12 protein-coding genes are annotated in these 14,532 nt (G+C 63.8%); all 12 read left to right on the plus strand.

What is annotated here, in order from left to right:
* Nucleotides 1-52 precede the first annotated feature (52 nt).
* The 12 genes from NKJ18_RS02830 (at nucleotide 53) to NKJ18_RS02885 (ending at nucleotide 14,526) form a co-directional block, all read left to right on the plus strand.
* Nucleotides 53-1,111, plus strand: a complete 1,059-nt coding sequence (locus NKJ18_RS02830; RefSeq protein WP_352757780.1) for a LacI family DNA-binding transcriptional regulator — start codon at nucleotides 53-55, stop codon at nucleotides 1,109-1,111.
* Complete coding sequence (locus NKJ18_RS02835) at nucleotides 1,108-2,124, plus strand: Gfo/Idh/MocA family protein (protein ID WP_023683224.1); 1,017 nt, start codon at nucleotides 1,108-1,110, stop codon at nucleotides 2,122-2,124. The genes NKJ18_RS02830 and NKJ18_RS02835 overlap by 4 nt, the downstream gene beginning before the upstream one ends.
* Nucleotides 2,121-3,722, plus strand: a complete 1,602-nt coding sequence (locus NKJ18_RS02840) for an acyl CoA:acetate/3-ketoacid CoA transferase (RefSeq protein WP_352757781.1) — start codon at nucleotides 2,121-2,123, stop codon at nucleotides 3,720-3,722. Before NKJ18_RS02835 ends, NKJ18_RS02840 begins: the two co-directional genes overlap by 4 nt.
* Nucleotides 3,715-4,491 (plus strand): enoyl-CoA hydratase/isomerase family protein, encoded by a 777-nt coding sequence (locus tag NKJ18_RS02845; protein ID WP_352757782.1) that lies wholly within the window; start codon nucleotides 3,715-3,717, stop codon nucleotides 4,489-4,491. The genes NKJ18_RS02840 and NKJ18_RS02845 overlap by 8 nt, the downstream gene beginning before the upstream one ends.
* A gap of 10 nt (nucleotides 4,492-4,501) precedes the next feature.
* The gene (locus tag NKJ18_RS02850; protein ID WP_352757880.1) at nucleotides 4,502-6,013 is read left to right on the plus strand and encodes an aldehyde dehydrogenase family protein; all 1,512 of its coding nucleotides are present in this window, start codon (nucleotides 4,502-4,504) and stop codon (nucleotides 6,011-6,013) included.
* A 58-nt stretch (nucleotides 6,014-6,071) separates the two neighbouring features.
* The gene (locus tag NKJ18_RS02855) at nucleotides 6,072-7,325 is read left to right on the plus strand and encodes an ABC transporter substrate-binding protein (RefSeq protein WP_027049809.1); all 1,254 of its coding nucleotides are present in this window, start codon (nucleotides 6,072-6,074) and stop codon (nucleotides 7,323-7,325) included.
* A 251-nt stretch (nucleotides 7,326-7,576) separates the two neighbouring features.
* Nucleotides 7,577-8,527, plus strand: a complete 951-nt coding sequence (locus NKJ18_RS02860) for a carbohydrate ABC transporter permease (protein WP_023671182.1) — start codon at nucleotides 7,577-7,579, stop codon at nucleotides 8,525-8,527.
* Complete coding sequence (locus NKJ18_RS02865) at nucleotides 8,524-9,483, plus strand: carbohydrate ABC transporter permease (protein ID WP_023671181.1); 960 nt, start codon at nucleotides 8,524-8,526, stop codon at nucleotides 9,481-9,483. The genes NKJ18_RS02860 and NKJ18_RS02865 overlap by 4 nt, the downstream gene beginning before the upstream one ends.
* 20 nt (nucleotides 9,484-9,503) lie before the next feature.
* The gene (locus tag NKJ18_RS02870; protein WP_023671180.1) at nucleotides 9,504-10,619 is read left to right on the plus strand and encodes an ABC transporter ATP-binding protein; all 1,116 of its coding nucleotides are present in this window, start codon (nucleotides 9,504-9,506) and stop codon (nucleotides 10,617-10,619) included.
* Between the two features lie 5 nt (nucleotides 10,620-10,624).
* Entirely contained in the window at nucleotides 10,625-12,127 is a 1,503-nt protein-coding gene (locus tag NKJ18_RS02875; protein ID WP_023671179.1) for a GMC oxidoreductase, read from the plus strand.
* A complete protein-coding gene (locus tag NKJ18_RS02880) occupies nucleotides 12,124-12,885 on the plus strand; it encodes a 3-ketoacyl-ACP reductase (protein WP_023671178.1) in 762 nt (253 codons plus the stop codon). The genes NKJ18_RS02875 and NKJ18_RS02880 overlap by 4 nt, the downstream gene beginning before the upstream one ends.
* Before the next feature lie 12 nt (nucleotides 12,886-12,897).
* A complete protein-coding gene (locus NKJ18_RS02885; RefSeq protein ID WP_023671177.1) occupies nucleotides 12,898-14,526 on the plus strand; it encodes a GMC family oxidoreductase in 1,629 nt (542 codons plus the stop codon).
* The last annotated feature ends 6 nt before the right edge of the window (nucleotides 14,527-14,532 follow it).

A 14,532-nucleotide genomic window follows, 5' to 3' on the forward strand; every position in this document is an offset into this window, starting at 1 on the left:
TGATTAGAACGTTCCAATAGATTTTCTCATTCAGGCGGAGGAAACCACCGACATGGCCAGCCGGGCCAAGGCAACGATCCTGGACATCGCTCGCGAGGCTGGTGTGTCCAAATCGACGGTGTCGCTTGTGCTGCAAGGCTCAGGGCTGATCCGGCCTGAAACCGCGGTCAAGGTTCGCAAGGCGATCGAGGATGTCGGATATGTCTACAACCGCGGCGCCGCCAATCTGCGCAAAGCCCATTCCAACGTCATCGGCATGGTCATCAACGATCTCACCAACCCCTTTTTCGCCGAGCTGGCGGTCGGCATGGAGCGCGTCTTCCAGTCGGCCGGCATCGTGCCCTTCATCGCCAACACGGCGGAGAACCCGGTGCGCCAGGAAGAAGTGCTGAAGTCGCTGATGGAACAGGGCGTCGCAGGCCTGATCGTGTCACCGGCACGCGGCACCACGCCGGGCGCCTTCCGTCGCCTCGAGATGGCGGGCGTGCCGGTCGTCTTCGCCATGCGCCGCCTGCCGGACAGCCGCATCCCGGTGATCGCTCCTGACAACCATCGCGGCGCGTATCTCGCCGCCGCCCATCTGATCGGCAAGGGCCATCGCCGGCTGGCCTTCTTCGGCGGCACCTCCGACCTGGTCGTCTATCAGGAGCGCCTGGGCGGTTTTCGTGAAGCTTGCGAAACATTGGGCATTGCCAGGCGCGACGTGCTTGTCGTCGAAGGCGAGACCAGCCGCAGGGGCGGCATCGCGTGCCTGGAAACCGCCCTTGCCATGGCCGAGCCGCCGACGGCGGCACTTTGCTTCAACGATGCCGTCGCCTTCGGCGTCATGCTGGCGCTGCGCAAGCGCGGGCTGGAGCCCGGCGCGGACTTTGCCGTCGTCGGCTTCGACGACGTGGTCGAGGCCGAGCATTATATGCCGGCGCTGACCAGCGTCTCGGTCGACACACCCGGCCTCGGTGAACGCGCCGCCCACGTCATGCTGAAGATGATCCAGTCGCGCACCACGCATGCCGAGGACCATATCGGCGCCGTCAATCTGGTCGTCAGGGACAGCTGCGGTCCCGGTCGCCTCGCCCAGAACACATCAGCAGGAATGGGAGACGCGGCATGAGCGTCAGATGGGGACTGATCGGCGCCAGCACGATCGCCAAACAGTTCATGATCAACGCCATCCGCGCGCAAGAGGGTGGCGAGATCGCGGCGGTGATGAGCTCCAGTCCGCAGCGCGCCAAGACTTATGCCGCGGAACAGAATATTCCGCTTGCCGTCTCGACGCTGGACGACCTGCTCGGCGCCGAAATCGACGCCGTCTACATCTCGACCACCAATGAACTGCATCTCGAACAGGCATTGGCTGCGATCAAGGCGGGAAAGCATGTTCTGTGCGAAAAGCCGCTGGCGCTGAACAGCGCCGACGCGCGCACAATGGTCGCCGCCGCCAAGGAAGCCGGTGTCGTGCTTGGCACCAATCATCATCTGCGCAATGCCGGCGCCCACCGCGCCATGCGCGACGCCATATCAGCCGGCCATATCGGCAAGCCGATTGCCGCGCGCGTCTTCCATTCCGTCTATTTGCCGGAAAACCTGCAGGGCTGGCGCATTACCAAGCCTGAGGCCGGCGGCGGCGTGGTGCTCGACATCACCGTGCATGATGCCGACACGCTGCGCTTCGTGCTCGGCGACGACCCGATCGAGATTTCGGCCTTCACCCAGTCGGCCGGCATGGCCGGCAGCGGGCTGGAAGACGGTGCCATGTGCATCTGGCGCTTCAGGTCCGGTTTGATTGCCCAGTCGCATGAAGGCTTCACAACCAAGTTCGCCGATACCGGCTTTGAGGTGCATGGTTCCGAAGGTTCGCTGATCGCAAAAAATGTGATGACGCAGAAGCCAGTCGGCTCGGTGCTGCTACGCACCGCCAAAGGCGAGGAAGAACTGAGCTTCGACCGAGAAGACCTCTACGTCAGGTCGCTGCGCCAGTTCCATGCCGCTATTAGCGGCGCGGGCCAGCCCTCCGCAACCGGCGAGGACGGCGTCTGGTCACTAGCCTGCGCCGAAGCAGCGTTGCTGTCCGGGAAATCCGGCAAGGCGGTTGCCATCGAGCCGAAACTCGGGAGCGCCAAGTGAGCAAGCTCGTCTCCGCTCAGCAGGCCGCCAGCCTCATCAAGGACGGCATGACCGTCTCCGTCTCGTCATCGAGCGGCCTCGGCTGCCCGGATGCCGTGCTGGCTGCCATCGGCCAGCGCTTCGACGCTGAAGGCCATCCGAAAGACATCACCACGCTGCATCCGATCGCCGCCGGCGACATGTATGGCATCAAGGGCATCGACCATCTGGCTAAGCCTGGCCTGTTGAAGCGCACGCTCTGCGGCTCCTATCCCTCGGGCCCCTCCTCGTCCGAGCCGCCGCAGATATGGAAGATGATCGGCGACAATTCGGTCGCCGCCTATAATGTGCCGTCCGGCATCCTGTTCGACATGCACCGCGAAGCTGCCGCCAAGCGGCCGGGCGTGCTGACCAAGGTCGGCCTCGACACTTTTGCCGACCCGCGCCACCAGGGCTGCGCCATGAATGAGGCTGCAAGCGAGCCGATCGTCTCGGTGCAGCAGTTCGACGGCGAGGAATGGCTCTATTTCCGCTCGATCGTGCCCAACGTTTCGATCATCCGCGCCACCACCGCCGACGAGCGCGGCAACCTCACTTACGAGCATGAAGGCGCCTATTTGGGCGGCCTCGAACAGGCGCTCGCCGCCCGCAACAATGGCGGCATCGTCATTGCGCAGGTCAAGCGCGTCGTCGAGAACGGCACGCTGAAGCCGCATGACGTGCGCGTGCCCGGCGTCCTGGTCGACCACATCGTGGTGGCGCCGGACCAGTTGCAGACGACGTTGACGCCTTACGACCCGGCGATTTCGGGCGAGATCTTCCGGCCGTTGTCCAGCTTCCGCAACGCTGAGATGAACGTCCAGAAAGTAATCGCGCGCCGCGTCGCCATGGAATTGCGCGACGGCATGGCGGTCAACATTGGCTTCGGCATCTCGGCAAACGTGCCGCGTATCCTTCTCGAGGAAGGCCAGCACGGCAAGGTCACCTGGGTGATCGAGCAGGGCGCCGTCGGCGGCGTGCCGCTGCTCGACTTCGAGTTCGGCTGCGCTTCCAATGCCGAGGCGATCATGCCCTCGCCGCACCAGTTCATCTATTTCCAGGCCGGCGGCTTCGATGCCTCGCTGCTCTCCTTCTTGCAGATCGACCGCCATGGCTCCGTCAACGTGTCGAAACTCTCGGCCCGGCCACATGTCACCGCCGGGGCCGGCGGCTTTGTCGACATCACGGCACGGGCGAAAAAGATCGTCTTCTCCGGCTTCTTCAATGCCGGCGCAAAACTGTCGCTCGCCGATGGCGGCATCCGCATCGATGCAGAAGGCAAGGTCAAGAAGGTGGTCAACGAGGTCGAACACATCTCCTTCTCCGGCAAGCGCGCCGTCGCGCAAGGGCAGGACATCACCTACGTCACCGAGCGCTGCGTGATGAAGCTGACGCCGGACGGTCTGATGGTGACGGAACTTGCGCCGGGCGTCGACCTCGAGCGCGATGTGTTGGCTCAGTCAGAGATTCCGCTCGGCATCGCCAACGATCTCAAGGTCACGCCGGCGGCTCTCTATCAGGACCGGCCGATCGGCCTGTCGCTCAATGGCGGCGCTTCGCTCGGAGGCGCGCATGGCTGAGCGCCTCGTCACCTTCGAACAGGACGGCGCCATCGGCATCGTCACGCTGCGCCGGGCGGAAAAGTTCAATGCGTTGGACATTCCGATGCTGCGCGCGCTCGAGGCAACGCTCGACGAGGCCGAAATGGCTGAAGACGTGCGCGTCGTGCTGATCCGTGGCGAAGGCAAGGGCTTTTGCGCCGGCGGCGACGTCGAGGCCTGGGCACAAATGAGCGCTGCCGACTTTCAGGTGCAATGGGTGCGTTATGGCCACCGCGTCTTCGACCGGCTGGCGAGGCTCCGCCAGCCGACCATCGCCGTGCTCTCCGGCCATGCGCTGGGTGGCGGGCTGGAACTGGCGGTCGCCTGCGACTTCCGTGTCGCCGAAACGCAGGTGAAGCTCGGCTTCCCCGAGACATCGATCGGCGTCGTCCCCGGCTGGTCCGGCACGCAGCGCGCCGTGCGCCGCTTCGGTGCGCAGATCGTGCGCCGCATGGCGCTCGGCGGCGAGGTCTTTGCCGCCCCCGACGCGCTCGCCCTCGGCATTGTCGATCGTGTGGTCGAGACCGGCCAGGCGCTGGCCGAGGCGAAGGCGTGGGGAGAAAAGATCGCCGAACGGGGGCCGCTCGCAACTGAAGCCGCCAAGCTGATGATTGCGGTCGCCGAAGGCGAGGAAAGTGCGGCCGCCACCGAGGCGCTCGCCAGCGGCTTCGTTGCGCTGACCGGCGACCTCAAAGCCGGCGTGAGCGCCTTCAAGGCCAAGCAGAAGCCGGCCTTTTCAAGATCCTAGAGAAAGCATGATGAACGCACCGCTCAACATTTCCATGCCGGCCGAGGCGTCCAAGGCGCCGAAGGCTTACAAGCTCCTGATCGACGGCAAGCATGTCGATGCCCGTGACGGCCGCACGATTGCGCGCAACAGCCCCGGCCATGGCTTCACCGTTTCGCGCTATGCGCAGGCCGGCGAGGCCGAGGTGGAGGCGGCCATGCAGGCCGCGCACAAGGCATTCGAGACCGGCCCGTGGCCGCGCACGAAGGCGGCCGAGCGCGCCGCCATCCTGCTCAAGACGGCCGACCTGATCGAGGCCCAGCTCGAAGACATCGCCCGACTCGATGCGCTGGAATCCGGCAAGCCGATCGCCCAGGCGCGCGGCGAGATCGGCGGCGCCATCGACATCTGGCGCTATGCCGCCTCGCTCGCCCGCACGCTGCACGGCGAAAGCTACGCCAATCTCGGCGACGCCATGCTGGGCGTGGTGCTGCGCGAGCCGATCGGCGTCGTCTCGATCATCACCCCGTGGAATTTCCCGTTCCTGATCGTCAGCCAGAAATTGCCCTTCGCGCTCGCCGCCGGCTGCACCGCGGTGGTCAAGCCGAGCGAAATGACCTCGGCCTCGACCTTCGTGCTCGGCGACATCCTGATGCAGGCCGGCCTGCCCGCGGGCGTCGTCAACATCCTGGCCGGCCTCGGCGCCGATGTCGGGGCGCCGATGGTCAGCCATCCGCTGGTTGAAATGGTGTCGTTCACCGGCTCGACCCGCGTCGGCAAGATGACCATGGCTTCCGCCGCGCAGTCGCTGAAGAAAGTCTCGATGGAGCTCGGCGGCAAGAACGGCCAGATCGTCTTCCCCGATGCCGATCTCGAGGCGGCCGCTGACGCAGCAGTGTTCGGCGGCTTCTTCAACGCCGGCGAATGCTGCAATGCCGGCAGCCGGCTGATCGTGCATGAAGCCATCGCCGACGATTTCCTCGCCACCGTCAAGGCCCTGACCGCCAAGGTCACGGTCGGCGACCCACTCGATAACCGAACCAAGGTTGGTGCGATGATATCAGCCGACCATCTGACCAAGGTGGCGGGTTACGTCGCGGCGGCAGCAAAAGACGGCAGCAATGTCTATTGCGGTGGCGGCCAGCTGGCGTCCAATGCCGGCCAGTATCTCGATCCGACCATCATCCGCGGCGTTACCGAAGACATGGCTATTGCGCGCGAGGAAGTGTTCGGCCCGGTGCTCTCCGTGCTGACTTTTGGATCGATTGAAAAGGCGTTGCACATCGCCAACAACACGCCCTATGGTCTGTCTGCAGGGGTGTGGAGCGCCAGCATCGACACTTGTATGTCGGTGGCGCGTGGTGTGCGTTCGGGGACCGTTTGGGTGAACACATTCATGGAAGGCTTTCCCGAGTTGCCATTCGGGGGCTACAAGCAGTCCGGCATCGGACGCGAACTCGGCAAACGCGCTGTCGAGGATTATACCGAGGAAAAGACAATCCAGTTTCATCGCGGCCAGCGCACCGGTTGGTGGGTCGGCTGAGTTTGGAAGAACCCGGTGGGCTTCCACCGGTCGTGTAATGCAACAAGGGAGGTAGTACATGTTGCGCAAACTGCTTATCGGAACGGCTCTTGCGACGGCCTTTGCTTTCTCGGCCCATGCCGAGGACGTCAAGGAAGTGCAGATGCTGCATTGGTGGACGTCGGGCGGCGAAGCGGCTGCTCTCAACGTCCTCAAGGGCGACCTTGCCAAGGAAGGCTATGCCTGGAAGGACGTGCCGGTGGCCGGTGGTGGCGGCGACGCCGCCATGACTGCGCTGAAGGCGATGGTCGCGGCCGGCAATTACCCGACCGCGTCGCAGATGCTCGGCTACACCGTGCTCGACTATGCGGCGGCCGGCGTGATGGGCGACCTGACCGAGACGGCGAAGAAGGAAGGCTGGGACAAGTCGGTTCCGGCAGCCCTGCAGAAGTTCTCCGTCTACGACGGCAAGTGGGTCGCTGCTCCAGTCAACGTCCACTCCGTCAACTGGCTGTGGATCAACAAGGCGGTGATGGACAAGATCGGCGGCACCGAGCCAAAGACCTTCGACGACTTCGTCGCCCTGCTCGACAAAGCCAAGGCGGCTGGCGTCATCCCGCTCGCCCTTGGCGGCCAGAACTGGCAGGAGGCCACCATGTTCGACTCGGTCGTGCTGTCGACCGGCGGACCTGAGTTCTACAAGAAGGCCTTCAACGACCTCGACGACGAGTCCCTCAAGTCGGACACGATGAAGAAGTCGTTCGATAACCTCGCCAAGCTCGTCACCTATGTCGACCCGAACTTTTCGGGCCGCGACTGGAACCTTGCCACCGCCATGGTCATCAAGGGCGATGCCCTGGTGCAGGTGATGGGTGACTGGGCCAAGGGCGAGTTCAACGCCGCCAAGAAAACGCCGGGCACCGACTTCCTGTGCTATCGCTTCCCGGGCACGGAAGGCTCGGTGGTCTACAACTCCGACATGTTCGGCATGTTCAACGTTCCGGACGACCGCAAGGCCGCCCAGGTCGCGTTGGCCACCGCCACCCTGTCGAAGAGCTTCCAGTCGGCCTTCAACGTCGTCAAGGGTTCGGTTCCCGCCCGTACCGACGTTCCGGACACCGACTTCGACGCCTGCGGCAAGAAGGGCATCGCCGACCTGAAGGCTGCCAACGAAGGCGGCACACTGTTCGGCTCGCTTGCCCAGGGCTATGGCGCGCCTCCGGCGGTCGCCAATGCCTACAAGGACGTCGTTTCGAAGTTCGTCCATGGTCAGATCAAGACCTCGGACGAAGCCGTGACCGAACTGGTCAAGGCAATCGACGACGCCAAGTAAGCCCTGGCCAGCAAGACACCTTCCCCGCTTCGGCGGGGAAGGTTCGCCTCAGGATTGGCCGGCTGGCGCAATTCCAGGAAAAGTGTGAGCGGTTTTCCGGCCGGAATTGCGTAAAAGAAAGAGTAGAGAGGTTCGCCGTTTCCGTGAAACGGTGAAACCCTCTTGAACACCATGCCGACCAGAGACCCGTATGCACGGGGCCGCCTTGCCGCCTGACGGCAGGCACGGACGACCCGAACGGGAGGAGCCCTATGAGCAGTGTAGCGACAACCCAGATCAAGCTGACGCCCGAGCGGTCTCGCCCCTCCGTGCGCGCGCGACTGCAGGACGCGCTGCCGAAGATCGTGCTGGCGCCGAGCTTCGCCATCACCATCGTCTTCGTCTATGGCTTCATCCTGTGGACGGTCTATCTGTCCTTCACCAATTCCAAGACTTTTCCGTCCTATGTCATCACCGGACCGCGCGCCTACCTACGGCTATGGGGCTGGACGTTCGACTCCGACCCGCCATCGAGCTGGTACACGTCGATCGTCAATATGGGCATTTTCGGCTTTCTCTACATCGCCATCTGCCTGGCGCTCGGCCTGTTCCTGGCCATCCTGCTCGACCAGAAGATTCGCGGCGAAGGCGTGTTGCGGCCGATCTATCTCTACCCGATGGCGCTGTCCTTCATCGTCACCGGCGTTGCCTGGAAATGGTTCCTCGACCCGGGCCTCGGTCTTGAGCAGACCTTGCATCAGTGGGGCTGGACGAGCTTCCATTTCGACTGGATCAAGAACAAGGATTTCGTCATCTACACGGTGGTCATTGCCGGCGTCTGGCAGGCCTCCGGCTTCATCATGGCGATGTTCCTGGCCGGCCTGCGCGGCATCGACGGCGAGATCATGAAGGCGGCGCAGATCGACGGTGCCACCACCTTCCAGCTCTATCGCCGCATCGTCATTCCGCTGCTGCGGCCAATCTTCCTGTCGGCCTTCATCGTGCTCGCCCACCTCGCCATCAAGTCCTACGATCTGGTGGTGGCGCTGACCAGCGGCGGCCCCGGTGGCTCGGCCTGGCTGCCGTCCAACTTCATGTATGAGTACACGTTCAAGCGCAACGAAATGGCTGTCGGCTCGGCCAGCGCCGTGATCATGCTGATGACCATCGTTGCCATCATCGTGCCTTATCTCTATTCGGAACTCAGGGAGAAGCCGCGATGAGCGCTGTCGCCACCCCTGCCCGCCCCGCTGCTTCCCAAAAGGCCTCCGGCGGCATGAGCACCAAGACCCTCAACCGCATCGTCATCTACGGGCTTCTGGCGCTGTTTGCGCTGTTTTATCTGATGCCGCTGTTCGTCATGCTGGTGACCTCGTTCAAGACCATGGACGAGATCCAGAACGGCAACATGCTGGCGTTGCCCACGGCGCCGACCTTCGACCCGTGGCTGAAGGCCTGGGGCGAGACCTGCGTCGGCCTCACCTGCGCCGGCATCAAGGGCTATTTCTGGAACTCGATCAAGATGGTGGTTCCAGCCGTACTGATCTCGACCATGCTCGGCGCGCTCAACGGCTACGTCTTGACCAAATGGCGTTTTCGCGGCGCCACGCTGGTGTTCGGGCTGATGCTGTTTGCCTGCTTCATTCCGTTCCAGTCGGTGCTGCTGCCGATGGCGACCATCCTCGGCAGCCTGGGACGTTTCGGCGTGAAGCTGCAGAATGCGACGGGTACGAGTTTCGGTCTCGGCAATCCGACGGTCAACCTGGTCTTCGTCCATGTCGTCTACGGCATCGGCTTCACTACACTGTTTTTCCGCAACTATTACGAGGCATTCCCGAACGAGCTGATCAAGGCCGCACAGGTCGACGGCGCCTCCTTCTTCCAGATCTTCCGCCGCATCATGCTGCCGAACTCGATGCCGATCTTCGTCGTCACCGTCATCTACCAGTTCACCAACATCTGGAACGACTTCCTGTTCGCTTCGGCTTACGCCGGCACAGGCGACTCCATGCCGATGACGGTGGCGCTCAACAACGTCGTCAACACCTCGACCGGCGTCGTCGAATACAACGTCAACATGGCGGCCGCGATGATCGCGGCTCTGCCCACCCTGATCGTCTATGTCGTCGCCGGCCGCTATTTCGTGCGCGGGCTGATGGCTGGCGCGGTCAAGGGCTGATCAATTCGGAAGGAACGACCATGGCTTTTCTGGAAATTGATGGGCTGAAGAAGCGCTTCGGGAATGTCGAGATCCTGAAGGGCATCGATGTCGAGCTCGAAAAGGGCGGCTTCCTGGTGCTGGTCGGCCCGTCCGGCTGCGGCAAGTCCACCTTGCTCAACACGATTGCCGGCCTGGAGCAGATCACCGAGGGCGAAATCCGCGTCGACGGCCGCGCCATCAACGATCTGCACCCATCCAAGCGCGACATCGCCATGGTGTTCCAGAGCTATGCGCTCTATCCGAACATGACGGTGGCCGGAAACATCTCCTTCGGCATGGAGATGCGCGGCGTGCCGGCCGACGAACGCCAAAAGGCGATCGACAAGGTGGCCAAGGTCCTGCAGATCGGCCACCTCCTGCAGCGCAAGCCGAGCCAGCTTTCCGGCGGCCAGCGCCAGCGCGTCGCCATGGGCCGGGCGCTGGTGCGCGACCCCAAGCTGTTCCTGTTCGACGAGCCTTTGTCCAACCTCGACGCCAAATTGCGCGTTGACATGCGCATCGAGATCAAGCGCCTGCATGCCACCACCGGCACAACCATCGTCTACGTCACCCACGACCAGATCGAGGCGATGACGCTGGCTACCAAGATCGCCGTCATGCGCGACGGCGAGGTGCAGCAGTTCGGCACCCCGGCCGAGATCTACAACAACCCGACCAATTTGTTCGTCGCCGACTTCATGGGTTCGCCAGCGATGAACCTGATCCCGGCGACCATTGCCACGTCGGGCAATGCGCTGTCCGTCGTGTTGGAGCGCGAGGCGCGCGAGCCGATCACGCTGCCGATGGCCAACGCGCCAGCGGGTCTTTCGGCATTCCAGGGCAAGCCGATCATCTTCGGCGTGCGCCCGGAAGCGCTGACCGATCCGGAAGGTGCGGAACGCAACGCCTCCAACATTGCCACTGCCGACCTGCACATCGAAGTGGTCGAGCCGGCAGGGTCCGACACGTTCGCGGTGACCAACCTCGGCGGCAAGGGCGTGGTGGCGCGGTTGCGGGCCGACGCCAACATCCAGCCGGGCACCAGCACGCCGCTCGCCTTCAACCTGACCAAGGCCGTGTTCTTCGATCCGGCGACCGAACACCGCATCCGCTGATCGAGATGGTCAGCCCCGATATCGTCATCATCGGCTCCGGTATCGGCGGCGCTACGATCGCCTCCGGCCTGGCGGGCAGCGGTGCCTCGATCCTGATGCTGGAGCGCGGTGAGCCCTTGACGGCAACGCCGCATGCCCGCGACACGCGCTCCATCTTCGTCGACGGCCACTACCGTCCGAAGGAGATGTGGCGCGAGGCCGGCGGTGCGGCCTTCAACCCCGGCAATTACTACTATGTCGGCGGCAATTCGAAATTCTACGGCGCGGTGCTGATCCGCTACCGCAAAGAGGATTTCGCCGCCATGGAGCACTTCGGTGGCGTCTCGCCGGCATGGCCGTTTTCCTACGATGAATTCGAGCCTTGGTATTCGAAAGCCGAGCAGCTGTTTCGCGTCCGCGGCTCGCTCGGCGAGGACCCGACCGAACCGTTCCACTCGATCCCCTATGCTTTCAAGCCGGTGCCCGACGAAGCGCCGATTGCCCGCGCCCGCGCTGAGTTGAAAGCCCTCGGCCTGCATCCGGCCTCGCTGCCGCTCGGCGTCGACATCGACAACTGGCTGAAAGAGGGCAAGACCGGCTGGGACGCATTCCCCAATACCGCCCAGGGCAAGGTCGATGCGCAGACCGGACCGCTGACGGCTGCACTCAAGGACAGCAATATCCGACTCGAAACCGGCTGCCATGTCGAATATCTCGAAGCGTCGTCCGACGGCAAAAGCATCGCTGCCGTTCACTACCGTCAGAATGGCGAGCTGAAGAAAGTCGCGCCGAAGCTGGTCATCCTGTCCGCCGGCGCGGTCAATTCCGCCGTCATCCTGCTGCGCTCGCCTTCATCAGACGGTAAAGGCCTCGCCAACAGCTCCGACCAGGTCGGCCGCAATTTCATGAACCATAATTCGAGCGCCATGCTGGCGATCGATCCGCGCCGCAGGAACGACAGCGTCTACCAGAAGACGCTGATGCTGAATGACTACTATCTCTCCGACGGCAAAGGCGGCAAGCCGCTCGGCAACGTCCAGCTGCTCGGCAAGATCGACGGCAACATGTTGAAGGCCAACGTCAAACGCGTGCCGAAATTCGCGCTCGATTACATGGCCGGTCACGCCGTCGACTGGTATCTGATGTGCGAGGATCTACCCGATCCGGAAAGCCGCATCATGGTCGACGGCAAGGACATCGTCATGCAATGGCGGCGCTCCAACATGCAGTCGCTGGACGGGCTGACCAGGGTGATGCGTGAGAACTTCCGCGCCTGCGGTTATCCCATCGTGCTGTCGCGTCCCTTCGACAAGCGCACGCCCTCGCACCAGTGCGGCACGGTGAAAATGGGCGACCATCCGGCGACGTCGCCGCTCGACCCTTTCTGCCGCGCCTTCGACCACCCGAACCTGTTCGTTGTCGACGCCAGTTTTTTGCCGAACTCGGCCGCCGTGAATCCGGCGCTGTCGATTGCGGCACAGGCGCTGCGCGTGGCCGAGCATATTCGCCGAACGGACCTCGCGGCATGACCCGCCCCGCAGCAATCGTCACCGGCGGTGCGCGCGGCATTGGGCTCGCCTGCGCCGAGGCGCTGGCCGGGGACGGCTTCGACATTTTGATCGCCGACCTTGCCGAACAAGCGCCGGACGAACTGGCCGCCAACATCACCGCACGGGGTGCGGAGTTCGCCTATGTCCGTTGTGATATCGCCAACCTCGAGGATCACACGGCCCTCGTCGACGCCGCCATACGTGCCTTCAGCCGCATCGACTGCCTCGTCAACAATGCCGGCATCGGCGCCGTGGTGCGCGGCGATCTGCTGGAGCTGAAGCCCGAGAATTTCGACCGTGCGCTGGACGTCAATTTGCGCGGCACAGTCTTCCTTAGCCAGGCCGTCGCCAAGGCGATGCTGGCGGCTCCCAGCAATCATCCGCGCTCGATCATCACCATCACCTCGGTCAGCGCCGATATGGCCTCGCCGGAACGCGCCGACTACTGCATCTCGAAAGCCGGCCTTTCGATGTGGGTGAAGAACCTGGCGCTACGGCTTGCGCCGGAAAACATCGGCGTGTTCGAACTGCGGCCGGGCATCATTCGCACCGACATGACCGCGAGCGTATCAGCCAAATACGACGCGCTTATCGACAGCGGCCTGGTGCCGGCAAAACGCTGGGGCGAAGCATCGGACATCGGCGCCGTGGTGGCGACGCTTGCCGCCGGCAAGCTCGGCTTTTCCACAGGCTCGATTATCAATGTCGACGGCGCGCTCTCCGTGCCTCGACTGTAGGTGGATAGGGTTATGACCGACTACATCATCGTAGGTGCCGGCCCGGCCGGCTGCGTTCTGGCCAACCGGCTGAGCGAGGATCCAGCGAACTCCGTGCTGCTGCTCGAGGCCGGCGGCAAGGACTGGCACCCCTACATCCACATGCCGGCGGGCTTTGCCAAGATGACCAAGGGCATCGCTTCCTGGGGCTGGTCGACTGTGCCGCAGAGGCACATGCAGGACCGCGTCTTCTGGTATACGCAGGCGAAGGTGGTCGGCGGCGGCTCGTCCATCAATGCCCAGATATACACGCGCGGCAACGCTCGCGACTACGACGCATGGGAGAAGGAAGAGGGCCTCGCGGGCTGGGGCTATCGCGACGTGCTGCCTTATTTCAAGCGCGCCGAGAACAACCAGCGCTTCGCCAACGATTTTCACGGCGACCAGGGGCCGCTCGGCGTGTCGAACCCTATTTCGCCGCTGCCGATTTGCGAAGCCTATTTCCGCGCCGGCCAAGAGATGGGCATCCCCTTCAACCCGGATTTCAACGGCGCTAGCCAGGAAGGCGTCGGCTACTACCAGCTGACCCAGAAGGACGCCCGGCGCTCATCCGCTTCGGTCGCCTATTTGAAGCCCATCCGCGCCCGCAAGAACCTGACGGTCCGAACCGATGTGCTGGTCACCCGCATCGTCGTCGAGAAAGGCCGCGCCACCGGCGTCGAGATCGTCGACAAACCCGGCGGCGAGAAGACCATCATGCGCGCCGAGCGCGAAGTGATCGTCTCGTCCGGCGCCATCGGTTCGCCGAAGCTGTTGATGCAGTCGGGCATCGGCCCGGCTGATCACCTGAAATCGGTCGGCGTGACGCCGGTGCATGATCTGCCCGGTGTCGGCTCCAACATGCAGGACCATCTCGATTTGTTCGTCATCGCCGAATGCACCGGCGACCACACCTATGACAACTACGCCAAGCTGCACCGCACCGCGTGGGCCGGCTTGCAGTATCTGCTGCTGAAGAAAGGGCCGGTCGCCTCCAGCCTGTTCGAGACCGGCGGCTTCTGGTACGCCGATCCGACCGCCGCCTCGCCCGACATCCAGTTCCATCTGGGACTGGGCTCCGGCATCGAGGCCGGCGTCGAGAGGTTGAAGAACCCCGGCGTGACCTTGAACTCGGCCTTCCTGCGCCCGCGCTCGCGCGGCACGGTGCGGCTGAGCAGCGCCGACCCGGCCGACCACCCGCTGATCGATCCCAACTATTGGTCGGACCCTTATGACCGCGCCATGTCGATCAAGGGCCTCAGGCTTGCGCGCGAGATCATGCGGCAGAAGGCGCTTGCGCCTTACGTGTTGCGCGAGGTGCTGCCCGGACCATCGCTCGCCAGCGATGACGAGCTGATCGACTATGCCTGCCGCACCGCCAAGACCGACCATCACCCCGTGGGTACCTGCCGCATGGGCCATGACGATATGGCGGTGGTCACACCGGACCTGCGTCTGCGCGGCATCGAGGGCCTGCGCGTCTGCGATGCCTCGGTGATGCCGCGCGTGCCTTCCTCCAACACCAATGCGCCGACCATCATGGTCGGCGAAAAAGGCGCCGACATCATCCTCGGCCGCGAGCCGCTTCCGCCGGCGGTGTTCTCCGGCAATCGGGCCGCATAGCCACTT

The sequence above is a fragment of the Mesorhizobium sp. M0217 genome (assembly GCF_040321955.1).
Lineage (GTDB): Bacteria > Pseudomonadota > Alphaproteobacteria > Rhizobiales > Rhizobiaceae > Mesorhizobium.